Below are 25,481 nucleotides of genomic sequence, written 5' to 3' on the forward strand. Positions count from 1 at the left end.
GAGACCGGCCAGCGGCCCGGTGCCGGCGCGGGCCTGGGCGGCCCGTCGGGCCGACTCGCCCGGTGTCGTACCGGCCGAGGCACCCCCCTCGTGGTCGCCGTGCAGCAGCAGTACGCGTACCGACTCCCACGCCGTGGGGGTCACGCTTCCCTGGGTGGCGGCGGCGAAGCCCACGACCTGCTTGAGACCGCCGAGCCCGACGCCCGGCATGTCGAGGGTGGCCAGCCGGGCGAGCGCCTGCTCGCGTACGTCCTCGTCGGGCAGGGGCAGATCCATGCCGGTCTCGAAGACCACGTCGACGGCGGCCGGTGCCGGGGTTGGCCGGAGACCACCGGAGGCCGCCACCGCCGGCACGACCGGGGTGAACACCTCCGGCGACGGTCGGGACGGCACACCGGTACGGGCGGGCGCGGCCTGGGCCGGGACGGTCCTGCCCGACTGCGTCGTCGTCGGGCCGGGCGTGGCCTCGAGCTTGAGCCAGGCCGGCTGACCGGCCACCACCAGGACCACCGCGTCACACGACCCGGCGACAGCCCGGTTGGCCGAGCCGAGGGTGTCGGCGAAGGCCCGTCCCAGCGGCGTCACCGGCACCAGGGAGAGCCCGACCTCGGGGCTGACCAGCACCAGCCGCGCGGCGCAGCCACGGATCGCGGTGGCGAGTTCGTCGATCCTGGCGACCTCGTCGGCGGACTGCCGGGCCGGGTCGAGCAGGGCGGTGACCCAGCCACCGAGATCGTCGACGAGCAGCGTCTCGTCCGGTTTCGCGGACGCGATCACCTCGATCAGCCGGGCCGGGTCGGTGCCGGTCTCCTCGGTCGCCCAGCCAGCCGGCCGCCGGACCCGGTGGCTTTCGATCCGGGCCGCCCAGTCCGGGTCGTCGTGACCGGCGTCGACCGCCGTCGCTACGTACCGGACGCTCGACGCGTCGCCAACCAGCGCCTCGGCGTACTCGGACTTCCCGGACCGGATCCCGCCGAGCACGAGAATCGTGTTCCACCCGTCAACGGACATGCTCGTACCTTAGATCCAACGCCAGGGTTTTCGGTGCGAGGGTGTTTCGGAGGGGTTGTCCGGGTGGCCATGGGGCCCGAGGTACGGCCGTTGCCGGTGCTGCCCGCCGAACGCGAGCCGGAATGACGATCCGGGCCGCCGCGCGGACTAGGCTGGCGGAGGTTTGATCGACGTGGGACACCGTGAGGGGAGACGCGACATGCCGTGGAGCTGGCGGTACGAGGGCACGGACGGCGACCTGGTGACCGGGCCGGCCGAGACGTTCGGCAGCCAGGCCGACGCCGAGTCCTGGATCGGCCAGAGCTGGCGGCAGTTGGCCTCCTCCGGCGTCACCTCGGTGGTCCTGCTCGAGGACGACCGGGAGGAGTATCGGATGAGCCTGCTGCCGGCGGCTGAGTGACCGGGATGGGGGACGACAGTCCGGGCCGGGAACGCCTGGTCCTGGGCGTACCCCGGGAGGCGTTCCGGCCGAGTCCGATCTTCCTGGCGCTGGTTGCGCTTTTCGTGACGAGTGGGGTGATGGCGTGGAACGGGTTCGGCAACGTCCGGCTCGACGTCTTCCTGTTCGTGGTCACGGGCTGGTTGGTGTCGCTCTGTCTGCACGAGTACGCCCACGCCGTGGTGGCGTTCCGGGCCGGTGACCGGGCGGTGGCGCACCGGGGCTACCTCACGCTCAACCCGCTCAGGTACAGCCACCCGCTGCTGTCGATCGTGTTTCCCGTGGTGATCGTACTGCTGGGCGGAATCGGCCTGCCGGGTGGCGCGGTCTGGGTCGACCGGCACCGGATTCCCGGGCGGCTGCGGCACAGCCTGGTCAGCCTCGCCGGCCCGGCGACGAACGTGGTCTTCGCCCTGCTGCTGGTGGTGCCGTTGCTGCTGGCCACCGACGTGGGCGCGCACCGGGAGTTCTGGGCCGGGTTGGCCCTGCTGGCCTTCCTCCAGCTGACCGCGAGTGTGCTCAACCTGCTGCCGGTGCCCGGTCTCGACGGTGGCAACATCATCCAACCGTGGCTGTCGCCGCAGTGGCGGCGCGGCTACGACCTGATGGCCCCGTACGGCTTCATCCTGCTGTTCGCACTGCTGTGGAACCCACGGATCGGCGGCTGGTTCTTCGACACCGTGTTCACCGTCGGTGACCTGATCGGGTTGCCTGCGCCGCTGTACGCCGAGGGCTTGCGGCTGATCCGCTTCTGGCAGGGCTGACGCCTCTCGATCATCCGCGTCGGCCCGGCTACGCCCGGCCCAGGATGCGCCCGACCACCCGATTCTCGGGTACCGGCCCCCATTCCCGGGAGTCCCGTGCGTTCGCTCGCGCGTCGCCGAGGGCGTAGACCGTGGCCGCCGGAACGGTCAGCGGATCGCAGTCGGTGACCGAACCGGCGGGCAGGTACGGCTCGTCGAGGACGCTGCCGTTGCGCAGTACCCGTCCGCCCGCGCACTCGATGCGGTCCCCGGGCAGGCCGATCAGTCGGAACGGTGCGGTGAACGAGTCCGTCGGGGCGTCACCGTCGCGACGCAACATGATCAGCTCGCCGTGTCGAAGGTCGAGCCAGTGGTGGCTCAGTCGATCGACCAGCACCCGGTCGGTGGCCATGATGGTCGGCTCCATGGTGACCGACGGGATGTACCGGACGGTCAACACGAACTGGTTGACGACGGTCCCGGCCACCGCGGTCATCGCCACGGTAGTGACCAGCCGTCGGGTCACGCGGACGGGTAGCGGCGCTGCCCGGCGTCGGATGGAGCGGCGGTGGCGACGTTCCCGCCACACCGTCCGGATGCCGCCGGCCGTCCAGCTCAACGCTTCCCAGGTGCCGGTGGTCTCCGCGAATTCGCGCAGGAGCGCCTCGCCCCAGTCGGTTCCGTACGTTCTCCTGCCCCGTACGGCCAGGCTGAGCAGTCGGTGGCAGTTTCGGCGTACGACCCGGGTCAGCGCGGTCACGACGCACCTCCCGGCCGGAGGAGGGTCATGCCCTGCGGGGCGGGCCGAGGGCTGCGTCGGGCCGGCGCGGGGGTGGGGGCGGGTACGGCTCCCAGTCGTTCCCGCGCCAGGGCTGCGCCGTCAGCGGTCAGCCGGTAGGTGTGCCGTGGCGGCCGGCCAGGTTTGGCGGCCTCCTCCCACCGGGTTTCCAGCAGGTCGCGATCGGCCAGGCGCATCAGGATCGGGTAGAGGGTGCCGCTGGCGAGTTTCGTCTCGCGGCTCAGGTCGTAGCCGTAGCGCCAGGCCTGCGGATCGGCGAGTAGGGCGGCGAAGACCCGCAGAGTCTGCGGGGACGTGTCAGGAGTTCGGGGCATGCCTGAAGTCTATATATGTAGAGTTTCGATGCCCAGGGTTCTCGTCCGATTGGTTGTGCTCCCCGGGTGGACGTACCCGCTGCCCGGACCGGAGACGCCCGGACCGGAGATGTCCGGTCCGGGCGGTCGGGAGTTACGGGCGCTGGGCCGGACTTTCGGTCTTGGCCGGGTCCCGCTCGGTGATCGGCTCGACGATCTCGTCGATCGCCTTGAGCAGATCGCTGTCGAGCTTCACCCCGGCGGCCTTGACGTTGTCGTGGACCTGTTCGGGCCGGGACGCCCCGATGATTGCCGAGGACACGTTCGGGTTCTGCAGCACCCAGGCGATCGCCAGCTGGGCCATGGACAGCCCGGCCTGCTCGGCCAGCGGCTTGAGCCGTTGCACGGTGGCGAGCACGTCGTCGGCCAGCCAACGGGAGATGAAACCCGCACCGGACTTCTCGTCGGTGGCCCGGGAGCCGGCCGGCGGCGGCTGACCCGGCAGGTACTTTCCGGTCAGTACGCCCTGCGCCATCGGCGACCAGACGATCTGCCCGATACCCAGTTCCTCGCTGGTCGGGACCACCTCGGACTCGATGACCCGCCAGAGCATCGAGTACTGCGGCTGGTTCGAGACGAGCTGGATCTTCAGGCTACGGGCCAGCTCGTACGCCTCGCGGATCTGCTCGGCCCGCCACTCCGAGACGCCGATGTAGAGCGCCTTGCCGGAGTGCACGATGTCGGCGAACGCCTCCATCGTCTCCTCCAACGGAGTCGAGTAGTCGAACCGATGGGCCTGGTAGAGGTCCACGTAGTCGGTCTGCAGCCGGCGCAGCGAGCCGTTGATCGACTCCATGATGTGCTTACGGGACAGGCCACGGTCGTTACGGCCGGGACCGGTCGGCCAGAAGACCTTGGTGAAGATCTCTAGGCCCTCGCGGCGCTCGTCCTTCAGCGCCCGACCGAGCACGGCCTCTGCCCGGGTGCCCGCGTAGACGTCGGCGGTATCGAAGGTGGTGATGCCGGCGTCCAGGGAGGCCCGAACGCAGGCGACGGCGGCCTCCTCCTCGACCTGCGAGCCGTGCGTGATCCAGTTGCCGTACGAGATCTCGCTGACCAGCAGGCCGGAACGGCCTAGGTGTCGGAATTCCATTCCCTGACCCTAACTCGCGTATCGGCGGTAGCCCGAGTCCGACGAACCCGGGCAGGCCGGTCAGAGAACCGGTTTCGTGTCCGCGAGGAGCCGGTCGATCTCGTCCATCACGTCGGCGCGGCTGGCGTGCGTCACGTCGATCAGCTCCTCGCCCCGCCGGTCGAGTGCGCCCCACCGGCCGGTGCCGTCCCCGATCAGGAACGCCACCGGGTGGATCACCAGCGCGGGGTGTGCCGGCGGTACGACTATCCGACCCGAGCGGTCCACCACGCCCTTACGTCCGCCGGTCTCCACTATGGCCAGTCCCTCTTCGGTGAAACCGTCCAGGTAACGGCCGTCGGTCAGCGCCGTGCTGAAGCCCGAGTAGCGGGTCGGCAGCACCACCCGGCCGGACTTGTCGATCGCTCCCCAACCGCCGTCGCGGCAGACCGCAGCGACCCCACGCCGGAACGGACGTACGTCGTCGTAGCCGGTTGCGACGACCACCTTGTTGGCCTTGTCGATGACGATCCACGTGCCGGTACCGTCCCGGGTGACCCAGGCCACACCGTCGGAGAACGAGCCGACTCCCAGGTAGCCGGAGGAGGAGTCGATCAGCAGCTCACCGGTCTCGTCGATGAGTTCCCAGGTCTGCACCTCCGGTCGGCGTACCCAGGCCACCCCGTCCCGGAACGGCTGCGCGTCGGCGTAGCTGGGGGCCACCGCCTGTTGACCGTCCGGGTCGAGGTAGCCCCAGCGCTGCACCTTCTCGTTGAACCTGGGTACCGGCGGGCGGTGTACCTGAAGGATCTCGTCCCGGGTGCGGGGATAGGGACCCCAGCCGTTCTGCGCCACCTTGTCGAACACCGCATCCAGCGCCAGTTCGGTACGCGCGATCAGATCCGGATCCTCGACCTTGCGTAGCTCCAGCGCCCGTTCGAAGTGGTTGCAGGCCTCGATGTAGCGGCCCTGGTCGTAGCAGGACCGGCCGGCGTGTTCGTGCATCGTGGCCCGGAGCCGGTCGGGCAGTTCCGAGGAATTGGCCTCCTCGAACAGCCGGTCCGCCTCGGTGAACTCGCCCCGCCACTGGTGTACGTGCGCCAGCCTGGCCTGGGCGATGGCGATGCGCCGCAACTCGCCGGTGGCCTCCGCGTGGGCCAGGGCCAGTTTTCCGTCGGCCAGTGCCTTGCCCAGGTCGCCGAGGATCCGGGAGACGACGGCCCGCAGGCTCAGCAGCCGGGCCCGGCTCCGGTTGTCGGTTGCCGGTTCGACCTTCTCGGTCAGCCGGTCCCGGATCGCCCGTAGCTCGTCCGGGTCCTCGACCAACTCACGCAGCGTCTCGTGGTGGAACCGCCAGTCGTACGACGCCAGCACCTGCTCGGGATCGGCGGCCGGTGCCTTCGCCGTGACCGGTTCGGGCTCAGCAGGGGCTGTTTCCTCGGCCTCGTCCGGCTGCACGATCGGCGCGAGCATCGTCGGCGCGCGCAGAGCGGTGGCCGCCCCGGCGGCCGGACCGTCCGGACCGGGCAGCACCGTGTCCGGGCTCGCCTCGGCGACCGGGGGCGCGGACACCGGAGCGTCGCCGGGAGCAGCCGCCGCCTCGATGGTCGCGGAATCCTCTGGTACGTCCTCAGCCGGCGGCTCGTCGACGGACGACACCTCGGGCAGTTCCTCGTCGACGGACGTCGTCCCCGGCAGCGACTCGTCGACCGAGTCCTCGGCGTCCTCGGCCGGACTGTCATCCGTATCGTCATCGGTCGCCGGGGCCGTCTGATCCGACCCGGTGTCCGCAGGCTCCTCGGCGGATGGTGTGACGATGTCGTCCTCGTCGACGGACCCGTCGGCCGGGGAATCGGCAGTGGTCTCCGGCTCCCCGGTTGTTGCGGCCGGTGGGCCATCGGCCGTCCCGGTGGCCGGCGGGGAGTCGTCGGCCACCGCCGTGGCTGGTGGTTGCTCGTCCTCGGACGACGTGGAGGCGGCCGGTGGTGCGGACACCGGCGCCGAATCGACGGGCTCGGTGGCGGGCAGGGCTTCTTCGGCCGTGTCGGCGGTCGTCACATCGCTCGGCGGCGCAGACACCGGAACGGGCGTGGCCGGCGGCGCAGACACCGGGACAGGTGGTGCGGACACCGGAACCGGAGGTGCGGACACCGGGACAGGTGGTGCCGACACCGGAACCGGTGGTGCGGACACCGGGACAGGTGGTGCCGACACCGGAACCGGAGGTGCCGACATCTGCGCTGGCGGCGCGGAGATCGGAACCGGTGGTGCCGAGACCGGGACGGGCGTGGCCGGTGGCGCGGACACCGGCGGAAGTCCGGCCGGCACGTCGGAAACGGGGGTGGCGTCGACCGGTGCACCCGAGGTTGGTGCCGTGGCGGTCGGGGCGGGATCGGCTGCCTCGGACCGTGGCGGGACGGGCCTGTTCGGACCGGCCGTCGTGGGCCGCCGAGCGGCGGACGGTGGCTGAGCCGGAAGGAACTCCAGGCGCAGCCCGGCTGCGGGCGGTACGGAGATGGGCGGCCGGGGACGGTCCTCGGGACCGGCCGGCGGTGCCGAGACCGGTGGCCGTGGCTGGTCGCCCGGGCCAGCGGGCGGCGCGGAGACGGGTGGCCGCGGGCGCTCCTCGGATTCGACGCGTGGCTCAGGCGGCGTGGGGCGACGGGCCGGTGTCAGCCAGCCGGATGCCGCAGGACGCTGTTCATCGGTGCCGCCGCTAGCCGGCCGTGGTTCGGGTCGAGGCGTGGCGTCGGTTGCCGGTGGCGATGGACGTCGATCGGAGTGGAGCCACTCTGAGGACGTATCGGCGGGGGGACGCTGCCCGACCGTCGGTGGACGCTGCCCGTCGGATGGAATCCGACCAGGCTGATCCGGCCGGGGCTGCTGATCCGGTCGGGGCGGCTGACCAGGGCGACCGGCTGGCTGTTCGGGCAGCGGACGGGGCTTCTGCCCGGCTTCCGGAGCGGGGTAGCGCCGTCCGTCGCGGGCCGCCGGCAGTTCCCGACCGGGTGCCGGTCGATGGGCCGGTGGCCAGTCGGGTTCCAGGGGCTGACCGTGACGGGGTCGTTGGCCGGTGGCGGGCGGAAGGCCGTGGTCGGGCCGAGGCGGCCAGTCCGGCGCCGGCGTGCGGCCGTACCGTCCCTCCGGCTCCGCCGGATGCGCGGGCTCGTCGTAGGACGTCCGGCCACGGTTCGGCGGTCCGTCCCAGCCGTCGGTCCGCTCCGGACCGGTCAGGCGATCGTCGACGTGGCGTCGCCGGCCGGCCGGCGGAGTGTGCTCCTCGGGCGGTGCTGGTCGGCGGCTGCCGGGCAGCGGTTGGGTGGTCTCCGGTGGACCGTCGGAAAGCCAGTCGGAACGCCTGTCCCGGGGCCCGTCCGGCCGCCCGGTCGACGACCAGCCCTGCTCGTCCGGGTGCCGTCGGTGGTCCCGGTGCTCCCGGTGGTCCCGGTGGTCCCGGTACGGCTCGCGCTCCCGGTGCGGCTCCCGGTCGTACCCGTGGTCCCGGTCGTACCCGTGGTCCCGGTCGTACCCGTGGTCCCGGTCGTGGTCCCGATAGGGCTCGCGGCCCCGGGGTTCGCGGCGGGGCTCCCGTTCCCACGGGTCCCTCACCGGTTCGCGGCTGCCGGATCGGCGGTCCGGCTCGGCCCTGCGCCCGTTCTCCGGACGGTGCAGGGGGTGGGGCTCGTCGAAGTGGCGTGGTCCGTCGGGGCGACGTGCCGGATCGCGGACCGGGTCGTCCTGGTGGGCCGGGTACGGCGCAGCCGGCGAGACCGGCCGGCCGGTCGACTGGTAGACGCCGGCCCGGCCGGATGCGGTCGGTGTCCGGCGGCGCGGTGCCCGTTGTGGACCGATGTCGCCGGGATAGCGCTGTCCGGGGAACTGGGCCTGCCATTCCGAGGTCGGCTCGACGACCCAGGACGGCTCGGCAGGGTCGCGCCAGCGGTCGACGTACCGGTCGTTCATCGGATCTCCACCACCTCATGGCGCGCGCGTCGCGGCCGGGGGAACGGCTCGCGTCGCTGGCTCACGGCGGTGTCACCTCGTAGAAAATCTCGCTGGACAGACGGAGGCTCCGGGTAGAGTCACCCGGTTCTGTGCAGCGGTGGTCGCGGAAGGAGGGTAACGGCGTGGGCTTGCTCCCCGCCACTGTGGGATTGTCCCTGAACAGAAACGTTATCGCGCGGTTCCGGACATTTGCTGCGATAACCGGATCAGGCTATCGTCGATACTCTACATACCGTCAAGCGACGATTGCCGGGGCCTTCACCAACACGGTCTTCGGTTTCCTCCGGTGCTACGTCCTGCTGGCTGCGGCCAGTGGAGCCAGCGGCCTCGCCGCAGGCTACAGCGGGGCACAGTTGGCCACCTTCGTGTGGGTGGGGCAGGGGATGCTCGCCGTGGTCCTGCTCTGGGGTTGGACGGAACTGGCTGACCGGATCCGTACCGGCGAGGTGGCCAGTGACCTGCTGCGTCCGATACACCCGGTGACCAACTATCTCGCCGCCGACCTGGGCCGGGCGGCGTACGCGTTGGGCACCCGCTTCCTGCCGCCGGTGCTCGTCGGGCCGATATTCTTCGATGTCTACCTGCCGACCAGGTGGTTCACCGGACCGCTGTTCGCGCTCTCCCTGGCGCTGGCGGTGGTGATCTGTTTCGGTTGCCGCTACCTGGTCAACCTGACCGCCTTCTGGCTGCACGACATCCGTGGCCCGATGATGTTCTGGGCCCTGTCCTCGGGCGTGCTGGCCGGTCTCTACTTTCCGCTTCGCTTCCTGCCCGAGTGGGCCTACCTGCCACTGTGGCTGGCCACCCCGTTCCCGAGTCTGCTGCAGACGCCACTCGACGTGCTCGTCGAGCGGGACGCTGCCGGCACCCAGTTGGGGCTGGTGGCCGTACAACTGGTCTGGGCCGGGCTGATTCTCGCGGCCTGTCGGCTGGCGCAACGGCGGGCCGAACGACGCCTGGTGGTGCAGGGTGGGTGACCGGACGACGCGGACCGCGCCACCACGGCCCTACCTCGCCCTGCTGCGTGGCCAGGCGCGGTCGCAGGCGTCCTACCGTACGTCGTTCGTGATCGATCTGGTCAGCAACGTGGGCGTCGTCGCGCTGGACGTGCTGGCGGTGCTGGTGCTGTTCCGGGTCACCGGCACGCTCGGCGGTTTCGACCTGCGGGAGGCGACGGTCATGGTCGGTCTGTCGGCCTTCGCCTTCGCCACCGCCGACCTGACCGTCGGGAACATCGAACGGATCCGGCAGTACGTCCGCACCGGACTGCTGGACGCGGTGCTGGTCCGCCCGCTCGGCGCGCTGGCGCAGCTGGTCCTGATGGACGTGCCGGTACGCAAGGCGTCCCGGTCGGTGTTCGGGCTGGCGGTGCTGGTCGGCGCTCTGTCCTATGCGGAGATCGACTGGACACCCGGGCGGTTGGTGCTGGTGGTCGTCGCCCCACTGGCCGGAATTGTCTTCTTCGGCTCGATCTTCGTGGCCTCCGCCACGGTCGCGTTCTGGTGGATCGAGTCCGGCGAGATCGGCTCCGCCTTCACCTACGGGGGACGGGACTTCACGTCGTACCCGGTCACCGTCTACAGCGGATGGTTCCGAGCGGTCTTCGCGTACGGCCTGGGGTTCGCCTTCGTCAGCTACTACCCGGCGCTGGCGCTGCTCGGCCGGCCCGATCCGCTCGGCCTGCCCGGCTGGGTGGGTTGGGTCTCGCCGGCCGTCGCCGTCGTCGCCGCCACCGCCGCAGCCATCGCCTGGCGGGTGGGTGTCAGGCACTACCGGAGTACGGGGTCATGAACATCATCGAGGCGCACGGTCTGCGCAAGGATTTCGTCGTCCGGGTACGTGCCGGTCGGCTGCGCCGCGAGAAGCGGGTGGTGTCCGCGGTCGACGGGGTCGGTCTCACCGTCGCCCGGGGCGAGATGCTCGGCTACATCGGACCCAACGGTGCCGGTAAGTCCACGACCCTGAAGATGCTGACCGGCGTGCTGATGCCGTCGGCGGGGGAGGTACGCGTCTGCGGCCTGCGGCCGGTGGCCCAACGTACCCGGTTGGCGATGCGCATCGGCGTGGTCTTCGGTCAGCGGTCGCAGCTCTGGTGGGATCTGCCGTTGCGTGACTCGTTCGACCTGCTGCGGCACATCTACCGGGTGCCGACGGCTGACCACGCGGCCCGGCTGCGCCGCTGCCGGTCGCTGCTCGACCTGGACGAATTCCTGGACATCCCGGTCCGGCAACTGTCGCTCGGGCAGCGGATGCGCGGTGAGTTGACGGCCGCGCTGCTGCACGGCCCCGAGGTGCTGTTCCTCGACGAGCCGACGATCGGGCTGGACGTGGTGAGCAAGCGGGCGGTACGCGAGTTCCTCGCCGAACTGGGGCGGACCGGTGACACGACACTGCTGCTGACCACGCACGACCTGGCCGACATCGAGCGACTGTGCCGGCGGCTGGTGGTGATCGACCACGGTCGGGTGGTGCACGACGGCAGTATCGAGGCGTTGCACGCCCGGTACGGCTCGCACCGGCTGGTCGTGGTCGACCTGGACGAGCCGTTGCCGGAGCCACCGGTGCTGCCCGGGGCACCGCTGTACCGGACGGAGTCCGATGGTCGACGGCTGGCCTTCGCCTGCGAGTCGGCCACGGCCGGGGAGGTGGTGGCCCGGCTGTCCGGTCTGGCCGCCCTGCGGGACGTCTCCGTAGTCGAGCCGGACATCGAGGACGTGGTGGCCCGGCTGTACACCACCCCCACCCCCACCGCCCTGCCAACCCCACCCCCACCGCCCTGCCCCGTTGATCATGAAGTTGTTGTCGCCCGAGACGGCGTTTCGTGACGATAACTTCATGATCAACAGGGTGGGGGGTGGGAGCCGTCAGGGTGGGGGGTGGGAGCGTCAGGAGTGTGCGGTGGGGGCGTCAGGAGTGTTCCATCACCAGTACGGCGAAGGTGCCGGGCTCCAGCGCCTCGTAGCGATGTGGGACGTCCCCGGGGAAGACGGCGTAGTCGCCGGGGCCGAGTTCCACCTGGTCGGTCGTCGGACCCGTGCGCATCCGGCCGGCGGCCACCACCAGGTGCTCCATGCTGCCCGGGATGTGCGGCTCGGCGTCCCGCTCGGCACCGGGCTCGACCTCGATCAGGTAGATGTCGCGCCGGGTGTGCGCCGCTCCCGGGGAGAGCAACGTCCCGCTGAAATCGGCCTGTTCGGAACGGATCCGTGGTCCGTCACCGGCCCGGATGACCCGTACGGCCGGAACCTGCGGCTCGACCAGTCGGCTGAACGGGACACCGAGCGCGACCCCGAGTGCCCAGACCGTTTCCACGCTCGGATTGCCGGTTCCGTTCTCCAGTTGGGAGAGGGTCGACTTCGCGATTCCGGCCCGGCGGGCCAACTCGGTGAGCGAGATTCCGGCCCGTTCCCGTTCTCGACGTAGTGCGGTGGCGAGGTTGGCCACCGGCGACTGCGCAGCCTGCGGGGTCGCTGTGGGTGGCGGGGTTGCCGCGTGTCCCGGGGGCGCTGGCTGCGGTGGGGTTGCTGCCGGAGGCATGTTCGCTCCATCGGTCGACTTGTTCGGCTTGACGAACGTTGGCTGGCGCGTTCATTATTCTGGACCATGCGTACGGCAGAACGAACGATGCGGGTGCCGACGGTGGTCCGCGATGTCGGTGCCATCGCCGTCGCCATGGTGGCCGTCGGGGCTTCCTTCGGTGCGATCTCGGTGGCTTCCGGCATACCGGCCTGGGCCACCATCGCCTTCTCCACGATCGTCTTCGCCGGTGGCGCGCAGTTCATGGCGGTTGGTCTGGTGGCGGCCGGCAGCCCGATCGCTGCGGTCTTCGCCGGACTGCTGCTCAACGCCCGGCACCTGCCGTTCGGGTTGGCCCTCGGCGACGCGATCGGGCAGCGTTGGCGGGACCGGCTGATCGGCAGCCACCTGATGACCGACGAGGCCACCGCATTTGCGCTGGCCCAGCCGGACGGCCCGGCCCGCCGCCGCGCGTTCTGGACGGTCGGCGTCGTGCTCTTCCTCAGCTGGAATCTCGGCACGATCCTCGGCGTGCTCTTCGGCAACGGCGTCGGTGATCCGGCGCGGTTCGGCCTGGACGCCGCTTTTCCCGCCGGGCTGCTGGCGCTGCTGCTGCCGGCGCTACGCGACGATCCGGCCACCCGGAAAGTGGCACTGGTCGGCGCTGCCGTAGCTGTGCTGGTGACGCCGGTGCTGCCGGCCGGGCTGCCGGTCCTGCTGGCACTGACCGGTCTCGCCGCGCTGGCGCTGCCCCGACGCAACAGGGAGCAACAGCCATGCTGACCGGTTCGGTGGAATCCTCGCTCGGCCCGGGCGCGACCGTACTGATCGCCGTGATCCTGGCGCTGGCCGTCGGGACGTACGCCTTCCGCCTGGCCGGTGTGGTCCTGCGCGACCGGCTCAACCTGCCCGGATGGCTGCACCGGCTGTTGCCGATGGGCGCTGCCGCGCTGCTGGCCGCACTCGCCGCCACAGCGGCGCTGACCGAGGCCGGAGCCTTCGCCGGGATCGCCCGCCCGGTCGGCGTGCTGGTGGGGGCGGTGGCGGCGTGGCGACGAGCACCTTTCGTGGTGGTGATCCTCGCTGCGGCCACCACCACGGCGCTGTTGCGTCTGCTCGGGGTGCCCTGAACCGGCGGACTCGCCGGCGTCGAACCGGCGGACTGGCCGGCGTCGAACCGGTGGGCTAGATGGCGTCGCCGATCTTGACGCGGGGGACCGGGGCACGCATCCGGCGGAAGGTGATGGACCGCATGATCGCGTACATGTAGAGGGAGCCGAGCCGCTGGTCGGTCTTGGGGTACCGCTGGCGGATCAGCTTCTTGATCTTGCGGGAGATCAGCACCGAGTCGATCACCACGGCGATGGCCAGCGCCGCCCACAGCAGGTTGGAGGCGAGCCTGACCTCGGCGGGCATCGTCTGTGCCGAACCGATCAGCACGATCAGCGCGCCACCGAAGAACCAGGTGCCGACCGTACGACGAGAGTCGACGAGGTCACGGACCATGCCCCGCTCCGGTCCCCGGTCCCGGGGACCACCCTCACGGCGGAACTCCTCGGCAGCCTGGGAGCGTGCTGCCCGACGCCGTTCACGGGCCTCCTGCTTGGTGAGCGGAGCCTTGGACTCGGAGATGCCACGACGCCCCACCACCGGGCGCTTCGGGGTCTCCTGGCCAAGGTCTCGCTTGCTCGGCGTGTAGCCCCGGGAACGGGTGGACGCGGCCTCCTGGTCGTCCGTCACCTCGGTGACGGACTCCTCGACGAGGTTGGTGGACTTGCGACGAAACAGCGACGGCACGCATGAAGGGTAGCCAACGGTCGGCGTCCGCTGCACATCACGGTGCGGCAGACGCCGACCCCAGGACTGGTTACCGCCGTCGTGACCGGTTGTCGCCGGTCGGACCGGTCGATCCGTCGGCTACCCGGCGGTCGTCCGACCGGTGGTACGGCGGTACGGAGGTTGCCGGTGGTTCCCAGGTTGCCCGGTGGCACGGAGGTTGCCGGTGGTTCCCGGGTTGCCGGTGGTACGGAGGTTGCCGGTAATCAGGGGTTGCCGGTGGTCAGGGACGTTCGACGTGGGCGCCGAGGGCGGAGAGCTTGGCCTCGAAGTCCTCGTAGCCCCGGTTGATCAGGTCCACGCCGTAGACCCGGGAGGTCCCTTCGGCGGCGAGCGCGGCGATCAGGTGACTGAACCCGGCCCGTAGGTCGGGGATCACCAGGTCGGCGGCGTGCAGCTTGCTCGGACCGGCGATGACCGCCGAATGCTTGAAGTTGCGCCGACCGAAGCGGCAGGGCGTGCCACCGAGGCAGTCCCGGTAGACCTGGATGGTGGCCCCCATCTTGTTGAGCGCCTCGGTGTAGCCCAGCCGCTGCTCGTAGACCGTCTCGTGCACGATCGACAGGCCCCGGGCCTGGGTCAGTGCCACCACCAGGGGCTGCTGCCAGTCGGTCATGAAACCCGGGTGTACGTCGGTCTCCAGCGCGACCGCCCGCAGTTCACCGCCCGGGTGCCAGAACCGGATGCCGCCCTCCTGGCCGGGGGAGCCGAGTCGCGGCGGTCGGGCGTCGACGACCTCGTACGCCCCGCCGACCGAGCGGAACACGTTGAGGAAGGTCATCATGTCGACCTGCTCGGCGCCGAGCACCTCGACGTCGCCCCCGGTGGCCAGGGCGGCGGCGGCCCAGCTGGCCGCCTCGATCCGGTCCGGGATCGGGCGGTGGGTGTAGCCACTCAACCGGGGCACACCCTGGATCTCGATCACCCGGTCGGTGTGCACCTTGATGATCGCGCCCATCTTCTGCAGGACGCAGATCAGGTCGATGATCTCAGGCTCGACGGCGGCATTGCGTAGTTCGGTCACCCCCTCGGCCATGACCGCGGTGAGCAGCACCTGCTCGGTCGCACCCACACTCGGGTACGGAAGCGCGAACTTGGTGCCGTGCAGGCCGTTCGGGGCGGTCAGGTGCAGCCCCTCGGGCCGCTTCTCGACCACCGCGCCGAACTCGCGCAGCGCCTGCATGTGGAAGTCGATCGGCCGGGGCCCGATGTGGCAGCCGCCGAGGTCGGGGATGAACGCATGGCCGAGGCGGTGTAGCAGCGGGCCGCAGAACAGGATCGGGATCCGGCTCGACCCGGCATGCACGTTGATCTCGTCGGTCGAGGCGCTCTCCACGTTGGCCGGGTCGAAGACCAGTTCGCCGTCTTCCTCACCGTCGGAGACCTTCACTCCGTGCAGCCCGAGCAGGCCCCGAACCACCTCGACGTCACGAATGCGCGGTACGTCGTACAGCCGGCTGGGTGAATCACCGAGTAGGGCGGCGACCATCGCCTTGGAGACGAGATTCTTCGCGCCTCGAACCCGGATCTGCCCGTGCAGGGGAGTACCGCCATGTACGACCAGGACGTCGTTGGTCAATGCAAACCTCCAGCGATCGGTATCACCGGGCGTGGGCTCGGGGAGAGGGGTCAGCTCGGGCAGTCGATCCAATCCGGTCGTTGCCCGGGGCGCGGCCGCGGGGCATGCGGCTGGCTCTGCTTCGCCCGCGCAGCATAGCGCTCGGTGAGGATGGGGACCCGGGCAGAGCGGATCGGATGGCACGAAACGGCGAGCATCGCGATTATCCGTACATAAAATATTACTGAGAGTAATATTTCCAGGTCACGGCAAGGCGAGCATCTGGTCCAACGCCACCCGTGCGTGATGTGCGGTGGCCGGATCGACAGTGATCTGATTCACCACCCGTCCGGCGGCCAACTCCTCCAGCGCCCAGACGAGGTGCGGCAGATCGATCCGGTTCATCGTCGAGCAGTAGCAGACCGCCCGGTCCAGGAACATGATCTCCTTGTCCGGGTGGGCGAGGGCAAGCCGCCGTACGAGGTTGAGCTCCGTGCCGATCGCCCAGGCCGAACCGGCCGGCGCGGCCTCGATGGTCTTGATGATGTACTCGGTCGACCCGACCCGGTCGGCGGCGGTGACCACCTCGTGCCGGCACTCCGGGTGGACCAGCACGTTGACCCCCGGCACCCGGCTCCGCACCTCGTTGACGCTGTCCAGGGTGAACCGGCCGTGCACCGAGCAGTGCCCACGCCACAGGATCATCTTGGCGTCCCGCAACTGCTGCGCGGTGAGGCCGCCGTTCGGCTTGTGCGGGTCGTACAGGACACAGTCGTCGAGGTCGAAGCCCATCTCCAGGACGGCGGTGTTGCGGCCGAGGTGCTGGTCGGGCAGGAAGAGCACCCGCTGACCCTGCTCGTACGCCCAGGTCAGGGCCCGCTTCGCGTTGGACGAGGTGCAGACCACGCCACCGTTGCGGCCGACGAACCCCTTGATGTCCGCCGAGGAGTTCATGTACGTCACCGGGACGGTCGACTCCACCACCCCGGCGTCCGCCAGCACCTCCCAGGCCGCCTCGACCTGGGACAGCGCCGCCATGTCGGCCATCGAGCAACCGGCGGCCAGGTCCGGCAGGACCACCTTCTGCGCGTCGCCGGTCAGGATGTCGGCGCTCTCGGCCATGAAGTGCACGCCGCAGAAGACGATGTACTCCGCGTCGGGACGGGCGGCAGCCTCGCGGGCCAGCTTGAACGAGTCACCGGTCACGTCGGCGAACTGGATCACCTCGTCCCGCTGGTAGTGGTGCCCCAGCACGAACACCCGGTCGCCGAGCTTCGCCTTCGCGGCGGTGGCCCGGGCGACCAGCTCCGGGTCACTCGGCGGGGGTAGCTCACCCGGACACTCGACCCCACGCTCGGTGTCCGGGTCGGCACCCCGGCCCAGAAGCAGCAGTGCGGTGGCGGTGTTGGAAGGCTCTACCCAGGTCGAAGTCACCCGTTCATCGTCCCCCACGGTCGGGCCGGACGCAGCCCGTCGTCGTGTGGGCTGCCACACTGCCGAACATGCGGATCCTGATCTGTCCGGACAAGTTCGCCGGCACCCTCCCGGCCCCCCAGGTGGTCGCCGCCGTGGCCGCTGGCTGGCACGACACCGCGCCGGAGGACGAGATCGTCGCCCGCCCGCTGGCCGATGGCGGCCCCGGGTTCGTCGAGGTGCTGGCCGACGTACTCGACGGGCACCGGCTGCCGGTCGCCGTCGTGGACCCGCTCGGCCGCCCGGCGACCGGCGAGGTGCTGGTGGTCGACGATCCGGCCGGTGGGGGACGTACCGCCTACGTGGAGAGCGCCCAGGCGTGCGGCCTGCACCTGCTGGACGTCGCCGAACGCGACCCGAGGGCCACCACGTCGTACGGCCTGGGGCTGTTGGTCGCCGCCGCGGTGGAGACCGGAGCGCGGCGGGTGGTGATCGGGCTGGGCGGATCCGCCACGAACGACGGGGGCGCGGGCATGCTGGCCGCGCTCGGCGCCGCCGCGCTGGACGAGGCCGGCTACGCCCTGCCGTACGGTGGCGGCGCGCTGGTCGCTGTCGCACGGCTGGACGGCGTGCCCCGGATACGGGGGGTGGAGCTGGTGGCCGCCACCGACGTCGACAACCCGCTCACCGGGCTGTACGGGGCGGCGAACGTGTACGGCCCGCAGAAGGGCGCCTCGCGGGCGGACGTGCTGTTGCTGGACTCCGCCCTGGAGCGCTTCGGCAGCGTGCTGGAACGGGACCTGCCCTCCTGTCCACCGGGGCTGGCCGCGCTGCCCGGGGCCGGGGCGGCGGGCGGGCTCGGCGCGGCGATCCTCGCGCTCGGCGGCCGGTGCGAGTCGGGCATCGGGCTGGTCACCCGCCTGATCGGGCTGGACGACGCCCTCGACCGGGTCGACCTGGTGATCACCGGGGAGGGCTCGTTCGACCATCAGTCGCTGCGCGGCAAGGTGGTCGCCGGGGTCGCCGAGGCGGCCCGGGACCGGGGCCTGCCCTGTGTGGTGCTGGCCGGCCGGGTCAGTACGGGGCGGCGGGAAGCCGCGTCGGTCGGTGTCACGGAGACGTACAGCCTGGTGGACCACTTCGGGACCGAGGCGGAGGCGATGAGCCGCCCGGCCGAGGGGCTACGCGCCATCGCCGCCCGGCTGGCCCGCCAGTGGAGCCGCTGAGACGGGTGGCCGCCGGCTCCGCAGGTGGAGCCGCAGAGATGAATGGCCGCCGGCTCGGCCGGTGGTCCGGGTGACGTATCCCTCACCGGCCTACAATCGGAACCGGACCAGATTGGGAATCACCGGCCAGACGGATAGCGTTGGCCAGTACGACCAGACCGAACGGGCGCAGGGAGAATTCACGTGACCACGCCAGCCCAGACCGAGTCGACCGAGGCCAAGGCCCCGACCGGCATCGTCCTCACCGACGTTGCTGCGCAGAAGGTCAAGGCCCTGATCGAGCAGGAGGGCCGCGACGATCTGCGGCTACGGGTCGCCGTGCAGCCCGGTGGCTGCTCCGGCCTGCGGTACCAGCTCTTCTTCGACGAGCGGGCCCTCGACGGTGACATCGTCACCGACTTCGACGGTGTCGAGGTCGTCGTCGACCGGATGAGCGCCCCGTACCTCGCCGGTGCGACCATCGACTTCGCCGACCGCATCGACGCTCAGGGCTTCACCATCGACAACCCGAACGCGCAGAACTCCTGCGCCTGTGGCGACTCGTTCCACTGAGTCGACGCGTACTCCAACAGACAGGGGCCAGCCCGGCCGCTGCCCCGACTGATCGTCAGTCGGGCTGGTGACCGGGAGGGCCCCTGTCAGCATTTCCTGCCGGATGCGGGACCGGATTTCCGGCCGGGTCCGGGACCGGTCCCAGTTCTGGGATCGTGTCTCGGGTCCGGGACCGTGTCTCAGTTTCCGTCCCCGTGTGTCGTCGTGCCCGGGGGACGGAAACTCGTGACCTTCGGCCCGTCCCCGGCGGACCTTCGGCCCCGGATCGTAGTGACCTCGGACCCTGACATCCGGTGACTTTCGGCCCTTGACAGCGGTCATCGGCGGCCCGCGCCGACGATGATCCATCGTTCCCGGCGGAACCGGGCCAGATGACATCGGTGCGGGGACCGGGGCGGTAGGCTGACCGGCGCTGTGCTGTCCGCAACCGACTTTGAGGGCCGACCGAGATGAAGATCGCCGTTACCGGATCGATCGCCACCGACCACCTGATGCGCTTCCCCGGGCGGTTTGCCGACCAGCTCATCGCCGATCAACTGCACCAGGTCTCACTTTCCTTCCTGGTCGACGATCTGGTGTTGCGCCGGGGTGGGGTCGCCGCCAACATCGCCTTCGGGATGGGGCAACTCGGGCTGAGCCCGGTGCTGCTGGGCGCGGTCGGTGCGGACTTCGCCGACTACCGTTCGTGGCTGGAGCGGCACGGCGTCGACTGTGCCTCGGTGCACGTCAGCGAGGTTGCCCACACGGCTCGGTTCGTGTGCACCACCGACCAGGACATGTGCCAGATCGCCTCGTTCTACGCCGGAGCGATGAGTGAGGCCCGCAACATCGAACTTGCCCCGGTCGCAGCGCGCGTCGGTGGGCTCGACCTGGTCGTGGTCGGGGCCAACGACCCGGCCGCGATGATCCGTCACTCGGAGGAGTGCCGCATCCGGGGGTACGCCTTCGCTGCCGACCCGTCCCAGCAGCTCGCCCGCATGGACGGCGAGGACGTGGTGAAGCTGATCGACGGCGCGGAGTACCTCATGACCAACGACTACGAGAAGTCGTTGCTCCAGAGCAAGGCCGGACTCACCGACGACCAGTTGCTGGAGCGGGTCAGGATCCGGGTCACCACGCTGGGCAAGCGCGGAGTGGAGATCGCCAGCCGGGACTTCGACCCGATCCACGTGCCGATCGCCCGGGAGACCCAGGCAGTCGACCCGACCGGTGTCGGTGACGGTTTCCGGGCCGGTTTCCTCGCCGGACTCACCTGGGGACTGAGCCTGGAGCGGTCCGCACAGGTGGGCTCCCTGCTGGCCACCCTGGTCCTGGAGACGGTAGGCACCCAGGAGTACGAGGTCCGGCCCGACGTCTTCGTCAAGCGCCTGGCCGAGTCGTACGGCGACACCGCCGCCGACGACGTGCGACAGCACCTGCTCGGCTGACCCGAACATCCGACTGGGTTCGTGCGCGTCTGTTGCGCTCCAGCGACAACGGACGCGCACAGTCGCGGGGACCAGTCGGTCTGCTGGGGGCCGGCGAAACTCGCCGAAAGCCGTAGCCGTAGCCGTAGCGCCGCCGGCCGGTGCCGGATCAGTGTGAGCGACGGACGTCGTACGCCGGAGAACCGTCCCGGGTCGTCGCCGCGCCGACGAACTCCTGACCGCGCATCCGGCACCACGCCGGGATGTCGTTGGCGGATGCCGGATCGTCGGCCAGCACCCGTACCACCGCGCCGACGGGCAGCTCAGGCAGCCGACGGGCGATCGCGATGACGGGCAGTGGGCAACGTTGCCCGAGGCAGTCCAGCACCTCCACCGGCCCGCTCACAGCCCGACCACCCCGGCCTCGGCCCGCAGGTCGGCGACGATCCGGGGCAGCTCGGCGAGGAAACGCTCCACCTCGTCCGGTGTGGTCTCCCGGTGCAGCGAGATCCGTACGTTGCCGTGGGAGAGCACGCCCATCGCCTCCAGCACGTGCGAGGGACGCAGCGTGGACGAGGTGCACGACGAGCCGGAGGAGACCGCGAAACCGCGCCGGTCCAGCGCATGCAGCAGCGCCTCGCCGTCGACGTAGAGGCAGGAGAAGGTGACCAGGTGGGGGAGCCGGTCGACCGGGTCACCGACCACCTCCACGTCCGGCACCGTCGCCGGCACGGTCGACCGGATCCGGTCGACCAGCGCCGAGAGCCGGGTCGCCTCGGCCGCCGCGTCGACGACCACCGCCCGCAGCGAGGCCGCCGCCGCGACGATCGCCGGCAGATCCAACACCCCGGGCGTACGACCAGCCTCCCGCTCGTCCGCCGGATGGGGCGACTCCCAGCGGGTGCCCTTACGGACCACCAGCAGTCCGACACCGGGCGGGCCACCCCACTTGTGGGCACTGGCCGTCAGCACCGACCAGCCCTCGGGCACCGGTACCCGACCGACCGACTGGGCCGCGTCGACGCAGAGCGGCACACCGGCCGACCGGCAGGCCTGCGCCGCGTCGGCCACCGGCTGCACCGTACCCACCTCGTGGCTTGCGCTGATCAGTGCTGCCAGCGCGACCCCGGGGGCGTCGACCGCCGCCGACCAGGCAGCCAGGTCCAGCCTGCCGAGGGAATCCACCGGTACGGGCACGGCCGACCCGCCGGCCGCCTCGTGCCGTTGCGCGGCGTGCAGTACGGCGGAGTGTTCGATCGCCGAGTGGACCAGGGTCCGGCCCACGCGGGTGCGCCCGGCCAGGCCACCCAGTACGGCGGCGTGCGCTGCGGCCGTACCGCTGGCGGTGAAGGAGAGTTCGTCGGGGCGTACCCGGAGAACCTCGGCGGTCGCCGCCCGCGCCGCGTCGAGGAGTTGGCGGGCCCGGCGGGCCTTCGCGTAGAGCTTTCCGGGGTCGGCCCAACCGTCGTCCAGAGCGGCCAGCAGCGCCTGTCGGGCCACCGGGTGCAGTGGCGCGGCGGTGGCCGCGTCGAAATAGACGGGGGGGAGGTTCACGAAGGAAACGGTAGCGCGTGGCAGGGTAATCAAGATTCCCGACTGGATGACCTGGCCACCCCAAGGCCGCCCAAGCTGGCATGGTCGAGTAATCTGCGACCGTCGGTGACGCCTTTGCCGCTGGTGCTAATCAAACAGACATCGGGCGGCGCGCTAGGGAGGCAGGACCAGGTGGTCGCAAGGGGTTCGGAGGTACAGCCCTCGGCTGTACGGCACAATACTCCCCAGAATGCCGCTAGGCGTAGCCAGCGGCGTGGTGCCGGGCGGCTTGTCGGGCTTGGCGTCGGTGGAGCGGCGCTGCTCGCCCTGCTCACCGGTTGCGATGTCGGAAGGACGTTCCACGGCTTCGGTTGGCCACAGGGTGGCGTTACGCCCGAGGCCAACAAGATGTACAGCCTATGGATCGCCTCGGTCATCGCCGCGCTCGCGGTCGGTGTCTTCGTCTGGGGCTTGATCTTCTGGTGCATCATCCGCTACCGCAAGCGCGGTGAGGAGCTACCGGTCCAGACCCGGTTCAACATGCCGATGGAGTTCCTCTACACCATCGCGCCGATCCTGGTCGTCGCCGTGCTCTTCTACTACACGGCGGTCGTGCAGACCGACGTGAACCGGGTCAGCAAGAACCCGGACGTCACGGTCGAGGTCGTGGCGTTCAAGTGGAACTGGCAGTTCAACTACCGGGACGGTGTCGGCCCGGACGCCAACACCATCGCGTCCACGCTGGGCACGACCGAGGTCGTACCGGTGCTGGTGCTGCCGACGAACCGGAGCATCCGGTTCGAGGAGACCAGCAAGGACGTCATCCACTCGTTCTGGGTGCCGGAGCTGCTGTTCAAGCGCGACCTCTTCCCGGGCAAGATCCGTAACGTCTTCGAGGTCGAGAAGCTCCAGACCGAGGGCGCGTGGGTCGGTCGGTGCGCCGAGCTGTGCGGGACCTACCACTCGATGATGAACTTCGAGGTGCGGGCGGTCTCGCCGGAGAAGTACGACCGGTTCCTGGCTGCCAAGCGGGAGGGCAAGACGACGCAGGAGGCGCTGGAAGCGATCGGCGAGCCGCCGTTGGCCACCACGACGCACCCGTTCGACACCCGCCGGGACGAGCAGAACTTCAACAAGACCAGCGCCGCTGGCGTCGGAAACTGAGGTCGAGGCATGAAGACTGAATGGCGCGTATTCAGCATCGTCGCGGGCTTCCTGCTCCTCGTCGCCGGCGTCTACGCCGCGTGGACCAGCGCTGAGTCCGGCCGTGTCGAGTGGGTTGGCACCACGGCGCTGGTGCTGTCCTTCGGGCTCTGTGGGATGTGCGGAGGCTTCTTCTGGTTCGTTTCCCGGCGGATCGACCCGCGTCCGGAGGACCGGCCGGACGCGGAGATCTCCGAGGGCGCGGGCGAGGTCGGCTTCTTCAGCCCGGGTAGCTACTGGCCGTTCGGCCTGGCGATCGCCGCCACGATCGCTGCCGCCGGCCTGGCGTTCTGGCAGCTGTGGCTCGTGGTCGCCGGCCTGGTAGCGGTGGTCTTCGCCGCCTGCGGCCTGCTCTTCGAGTACTACTCCGGCACCCGGCGCACCGCCGAGCACTGAGGCGGATTTCAGGGCGACGACACGATGCCCGGCACAGCCATCCGGCTGTGCCGGGCATCGTCGTTCCAGCAGCTCACCCCAACACCGTCGTAGCCCCCGGCGGCCAGCGTGGCCGTACCAGCGGTCCCCGTCGTACCGGTAGGCGGCGACCGCAGCGGCGTCCATGTAGGTGGTGCCGGGAATCGCCCTGAGCGCGCCGTACGTGGCCCAACCCGTGCCGCGGGTACCCCAACCGGGTGAGACCGTTGTTCTTGGCGGGTACGCCGTCCCAGCCGCCCAATCCGCCCGGGCGCCCAGGCGCCCAGCCGTCCAATCGCCCGGTCGCCCGGTCGCCCGGTCGTCCAGTTGTCCCGGTCGCGCCGTTGCCCAGCCGTCCAGTTGTCCCGGTCGCGCCGTTGCCCAGCCGTCCAATCGCCCGGTCGGCCCGTCGTTGCCGGAGGGCGGGATACCGAGTACCACCTTGCCGGCCGGTGCTCCGGAATCGAGTAGCCACTGGACGCCCGTCTCGCCGCCGTACCCGTCCGGGGGTAAGGGTGGGTTACCGGCGGGGCTGCGCACCTGGGCATGGTGGTTGGTGGCGGGGTTGTCGTCGTTCCAGGGACGGGACCGTAGCGGCCGGTCTGCGGACAGGCGACACAGCCACGGGTCGGTACGGCGGCGAAGGCGTACGGTGGATCGTTTCCGGCAATGCCTACCGGTCGGATTCGGTGGCAGGAACGAAAGCGGCGCCCGCCGGAGAACCGGCGGGCGCCACTTTCGTTGCGGAGGGGTCAGCTGGGCTTCTTGCCGCCGCTGCCGACCTCCCTGTGCTCCGGTCGAGGCTCGACCGGCGGGTGTCCCGGCGAGACCGGCGCCTCGACCGGCTTCTCGATCGGGTAGAAGAATCCCTTGATGGCCGGCCCCAGGGCACCGAGCCGGTTCATCTTCTTCGGTACGACCCAACCGACGTAGTCCAGCTCACCGTGGCCGTGCTCGTCCGGTGCGGCGAGCGGCTGGTGCACCTCCTCGAAGCGCCCGTCGGGCAGCCGGCGGATGATGCCCGTCTCGACACCGTGGACCAGCACCTCACGGTCGTGCTGCTGGAGACCCAGACAGATCCGGTAGGTGACGTAGTAGGCCAGCGGGGGCAGGAGCAGCAGGCCGATCCGGCCGACCCAGGTCATCGCGTTGAGGCTGATGAAGAACTTCTCCGCGATGACGTCGTTGGCGCCGGAGAGGGTCAGGACCACGTAGAACGTGACCGCCATCGCGCCGATCGCCGTACGGTTGGGCACGTCACGGGGACGCTGGAGCAGGTTGTAGTGCCCGTAGTCCTTGTTGCGCCGTGCCTCGATGAACGGGTACATGAGCGACAGACCAACCAGGATGCCGGGTAGCACGACCGTCGGCCAGAACAGCGGCGGGATGACGTAACCGTCGCCGATCGGGATGTTGATTTCCCAGGCCGGCATGAGTCGGGTCGACCCGTCGAGGAACATGACGTACCAGTCGGGCTGGCTGGCCGCGGAGACCACGGCTGCCTCGTACGGCCCGAACAGCCAGATCGGGTTGATCTGGAAGAGGCCACCCATCAGCGCGATCACGCCGAAGACGACCATGAAGAAGCCGCCCTGCTTGATCGCGTAACGCGGGAACATCCGCTCGCCGACCACGTTCTTGTTGGTCCGGCCGGGGCCGGGCCACTGGGTGTGCTTCTGCTTGAAGACCAGACCCAGGTGCGCGCTGATCAGCGCGACCAGCAGGCCGGGCACCAGCAGTACGTGGGCGATGTAGAAGCGGCTGATGATGATGTCGCCCGGGAACTCGCCCCCGAAGATGGAGGAGGTCACCCAGGAGCCGACTACCGGGATGGACAGCATGATCGCCGAGGCGATCCGCAGACCGGTGCCGGACAGGCCGTCGTCCGGGAGGGAGTAGCCGGTGAAGCCGGCGAGGAAGCCCACCCAGAACAGCAGCGAACCGATGATCCAGTTCAGCTCACGCGGCTTGCGGAACGCGCCGGTGAAGAAGACCCGGAGCATGTGCACCACGATCGAGGCCATGAACAGCAGCGCCGACCAGTGGTGCATCTGACGCATGATCAGACCACCGCGTACCTCGAACGAGATGTCGAGGCTGGACGCGTACGCCGCCGACATGTGCGAGCCGCGCAGCGGGGCGTAGGCGCCGTTGTAGACGACCTCCTGCATCGACGGGTCGAAGAAGAAGGTCAGGAACACACCGGTCAGCAGCAGCACGATGAACGAGAACAGCGCGATCTCGCCGAGCAGGAACGACCAGTGGTCCGGGAACACCTTGTTGAGTAGCGCCCGCAGCGGGGTGGCGACCTGGAGCCGGTCGTCGACCTGGCCCGCAGCCTTGCCCGGCAGCGCGGCTACATCCACCTTACGGCGCTTCACGACATCTCCTCGCTGCGCTCG

General features: G+C 70.3%; 24 protein-coding genes. 12 read left to right on the top strand and 12 right to left on the bottom strand.

The window, feature by feature from the left end:
- Positions 1 to 1,011, bottom strand: a 1,011-nt coding sequence (locus ACFQ4H_RS29760) for a bifunctional adenosylcobinamide kinase/adenosylcobinamide-phosphate guanylyltransferase (protein ID WP_377577341.1), incomplete at its 3' end; no start/stop codon positions are given.
- Positions 1,012 to 1,210: 199 nt separating this feature from the next.
- Here ACFQ4H_RS29760 and ACFQ4H_RS29765 point away from each other — a divergent pair.
- Complete coding sequence (locus ACFQ4H_RS29765; RefSeq protein ID WP_377577344.1) at positions 1,211 to 1,411, top strand: hypothetical protein; 201 nt, start codon at positions 1,211 to 1,213, stop codon at positions 1,409 to 1,411.
- 5 nt (positions 1,412 to 1,416) lie between these two features.
- Positions 1,417 to 2,214, top strand: a complete 798-nt coding sequence (locus ACFQ4H_RS29770) for a site-2 protease family protein (protein ID WP_377577347.1) — start codon at positions 1,417 to 1,419, stop codon at positions 2,212 to 2,214.
- Between the two features lie 28 nt (positions 2,215 to 2,242).
- On the opposite strand, the gene lepB is transcribed toward ACFQ4H_RS29770, so the two are convergent.
- The 4 genes from lepB to ACFQ4H_RS29790 all read right to left on the bottom strand — a co-directional run bounded on the left by lepB (position 2,243) and on the right by ACFQ4H_RS29790 (position 8,380).
- Complete coding sequence (lepB, locus tag ACFQ4H_RS29775; protein WP_377577349.1) at positions 2,243 to 2,953, bottom strand: signal peptidase I; 711 nt, start codon at positions 2,951 to 2,953, stop codon at positions 2,243 to 2,245.
- Positions 2,950 to 3,306: a PadR family transcriptional regulator gene (locus tag ACFQ4H_RS29780; protein WP_377577351.1), complete on the bottom strand. Its 357-nt coding sequence runs from the start codon at positions 3,304 to 3,306 to the stop codon at positions 2,950 to 2,952. Before ACFQ4H_RS29780 ends, lepB begins: the two co-directional genes overlap by 4 nt.
- A gap of 133 nt (positions 3,307 to 3,439) precedes the next feature.
- Positions 3,440 to 4,438, bottom strand: a complete 999-nt coding sequence (locus ACFQ4H_RS29785) for an aldo/keto reductase family protein (protein ID WP_377577354.1) — start codon at positions 4,436 to 4,438, stop codon at positions 3,440 to 3,442.
- A 60-nt stretch (positions 4,439 to 4,498) separates the two neighbouring features.
- The gene (locus tag ACFQ4H_RS29790; RefSeq protein WP_377577357.1) at positions 4,499 to 8,380 is read right to left on the bottom strand and encodes a WG repeat-containing protein; all 3,882 of its coding nucleotides are present in this window, start codon (positions 8,378 to 8,380) and stop codon (positions 4,499 to 4,501) included.
- Between the two features lie 185 nt (positions 8,381 to 8,565).
- Between ACFQ4H_RS29790 and ACFQ4H_RS29795 the strand changes: the two genes are divergently transcribed.
- Genes ACFQ4H_RS29795 through ACFQ4H_RS29805 form a run of 3 tightly spaced genes read left to right on the top strand, consistent with a single transcriptional unit; the run spans position 8,566 to position 11,247 of the window.
- Positions 8,566 to 9,399, top strand: coding sequence for an ABC transporter permease (locus ACFQ4H_RS29795; protein WP_377577421.1), 834 nt, complete (start codon positions 8,566 to 8,568; stop codon positions 9,397 to 9,399).
- Entirely contained in the window at positions 9,392 to 10,213 is an 822-nt protein-coding gene (locus ACFQ4H_RS29800; RefSeq protein ID WP_377577360.1) for an ABC transporter permease, read from the top strand. Before ACFQ4H_RS29795 ends, ACFQ4H_RS29800 begins: the two co-directional genes overlap by 8 nt.
- Positions 10,210 to 11,247 carry an ABC transporter ATP-binding protein gene (locus ACFQ4H_RS29805; RefSeq protein WP_377577363.1) on the top strand — a complete coding sequence of 346 codons (1,038 nt, stop codon included), beginning with the start codon at positions 10,210 to 10,212 and terminating at the stop codon, positions 11,245 to 11,247. The genes ACFQ4H_RS29800 and ACFQ4H_RS29805 overlap by 4 nt, the downstream gene beginning before the upstream one ends.
- An 82-nt stretch (positions 11,248 to 11,329) precedes the next feature.
- Here ACFQ4H_RS29805 and ACFQ4H_RS29810 read toward each other — a convergent pair whose 3' ends face one another.
- Positions 11,330 to 11,959, bottom strand: coding sequence for a helix-turn-helix domain-containing protein (locus ACFQ4H_RS29810; protein WP_377577365.1), 630 nt, complete (start codon positions 11,957 to 11,959; stop codon positions 11,330 to 11,332).
- Positions 11,960 to 12,025: 66 nt separating this feature from the next.
- Here ACFQ4H_RS29810 and ACFQ4H_RS29815 point away from each other — a divergent pair, with 66 nt between their 5' ends.
- The gene (locus ACFQ4H_RS29815) at positions 12,026 to 12,721 is read left to right on the top strand and encodes an AzlC family ABC transporter permease (protein WP_377577368.1); all 696 of its coding nucleotides are present in this window, start codon (positions 12,026 to 12,028) and stop codon (positions 12,719 to 12,721) included.
- Positions 12,715 to 13,068 (top strand): AzlD domain-containing protein, encoded by a 354-nt coding sequence (locus ACFQ4H_RS29820; RefSeq protein WP_377577371.1) that lies wholly within the window; start codon positions 12,715 to 12,717, stop codon positions 13,066 to 13,068. Before ACFQ4H_RS29815 ends, ACFQ4H_RS29820 begins: the two co-directional genes overlap by 7 nt.
- Positions 13,069 to 13,123: 55 nt before the next feature.
- Here the strand turns inward: ACFQ4H_RS29820 and ACFQ4H_RS29825 are convergent, their stop codons facing one another.
- The 3 genes from ACFQ4H_RS29825 to nadA form a co-directional block, all read right to left on the bottom strand.
- Positions 13,124 to 13,735: a DUF3043 domain-containing protein gene (locus tag ACFQ4H_RS29825; RefSeq protein WP_377577374.1), complete on the bottom strand. Its 612-nt coding sequence runs from the start codon at positions 13,733 to 13,735 to the stop codon at positions 13,124 to 13,126.
- Positions 13,736 to 13,997: 262 nt separating this feature from the next.
- The gene (murA, locus tag ACFQ4H_RS29830) at positions 13,998 to 15,353 is read right to left on the bottom strand and encodes a UDP-N-acetylglucosamine 1-carboxyvinyltransferase (protein WP_377577376.1); all 1,356 of its coding nucleotides are present in this window, start codon (positions 15,351 to 15,353) and stop codon (positions 13,998 to 14,000) included.
- A gap of 243 nt (positions 15,354 to 15,596) precedes the next feature.
- Positions 15,597 to 16,766, bottom strand: coding sequence for a quinolinate synthase NadA (nadA, locus tag ACFQ4H_RS29835; protein ID WP_377577379.1), 1,170 nt, complete (start codon positions 16,764 to 16,766; stop codon positions 15,597 to 15,599).
- Positions 16,767 to 16,834: 68 nt separating this feature from the next.
- On the opposite strand from nadA, the gene ACFQ4H_RS29840 reads away from it, so the two are divergent.
- From ACFQ4H_RS29840 to ACFQ4H_RS29850, 3 genes are all read left to right on the top strand, one after another.
- Positions 16,835 to 17,971, top strand: coding sequence for a glycerate kinase family protein (locus ACFQ4H_RS29840; protein ID WP_377577382.1), 1,137 nt, complete (start codon positions 16,835 to 16,837; stop codon positions 17,969 to 17,971).
- A 183-nt stretch (positions 17,972 to 18,154) separates the two neighbouring features.
- A complete protein-coding gene (erpA, locus tag ACFQ4H_RS29845) occupies positions 18,155 to 18,523 on the top strand; it encodes an iron-sulfur cluster insertion protein ErpA (protein ID WP_377577385.1) in 369 nt (122 codons plus the stop codon).
- A gap of 449 nt (positions 18,524 to 18,972) precedes the next feature.
- Positions 18,973 to 19,950: a carbohydrate kinase family protein gene (locus ACFQ4H_RS29850; protein ID WP_377577388.1), complete on the top strand. Its 978-nt coding sequence runs from the start codon at positions 18,973 to 18,975 to the stop codon at positions 19,948 to 19,950.
- Positions 19,951 to 20,098: 148 nt separating this feature from the next.
- On the opposite strand, the gene ACFQ4H_RS29855 is transcribed toward ACFQ4H_RS29850, so the two are convergent.
- Positions 20,099 to 20,335 (bottom strand): sulfurtransferase TusA family protein, encoded by a 237-nt coding sequence (locus tag ACFQ4H_RS29855; RefSeq protein WP_377577391.1) that lies wholly within the window; start codon positions 20,333 to 20,335, stop codon positions 20,099 to 20,101.
- Positions 20,332 to 21,483: a cysteine desulfurase family protein gene (locus ACFQ4H_RS29860; RefSeq protein ID WP_377577394.1), complete on the bottom strand. Its 1,152-nt coding sequence runs from the start codon at positions 21,481 to 21,483 to the stop codon at positions 20,332 to 20,334. The genes ACFQ4H_RS29855 and ACFQ4H_RS29860 overlap by 4 nt, the downstream gene beginning before the upstream one ends.
- 171 nt (positions 21,484 to 21,654) lie before the next feature.
- Here ACFQ4H_RS29860 and ctaC point away from each other — a divergent pair, with 171 nt between their 5' ends.
- Positions 21,655 to 22,626, top strand: a complete 972-nt coding sequence (gene ctaC, locus ACFQ4H_RS29865) for an aa3-type cytochrome oxidase subunit II (protein WP_377577397.1) — start codon at positions 21,655 to 21,657, stop codon at positions 22,624 to 22,626.
- A gap of 9 nt (positions 22,627 to 22,635) precedes the next feature.
- Complete coding sequence (locus tag ACFQ4H_RS29870; protein ID WP_377577400.1) at positions 22,636 to 23,061, top strand: cytochrome c oxidase subunit 4; 426 nt, start codon at positions 22,636 to 22,638, stop codon at positions 23,059 to 23,061.
- Positions 23,062 to 23,831: 770 nt separating this feature from the next.
- On the opposite strand, the gene qcrB is transcribed toward ACFQ4H_RS29870, so the two are convergent.
- On the bottom strand, positions 23,832 to 25,460 hold the full coding sequence (gene qcrB / locus ACFQ4H_RS29875) for a cytochrome bc1 complex cytochrome b subunit (RefSeq protein ID WP_377577403.1): 1,629 nt from the start codon (positions 25,458 to 25,460) through the stop codon (positions 23,832 to 23,834).
- Positions 25,461 to 25,481 lie beyond the last annotated feature (21 nt).

Origin of the sequence: Micromonospora sonneratiae (assembly GCF_042679305.1) — a bacterium.
In the GTDB taxonomy this organism is placed as follows: Bacteria; Actinomycetota; Actinomycetes; order Mycobacteriales; family Micromonosporaceae; genus Micromonospora_H; species Micromonospora_H sonneratiae.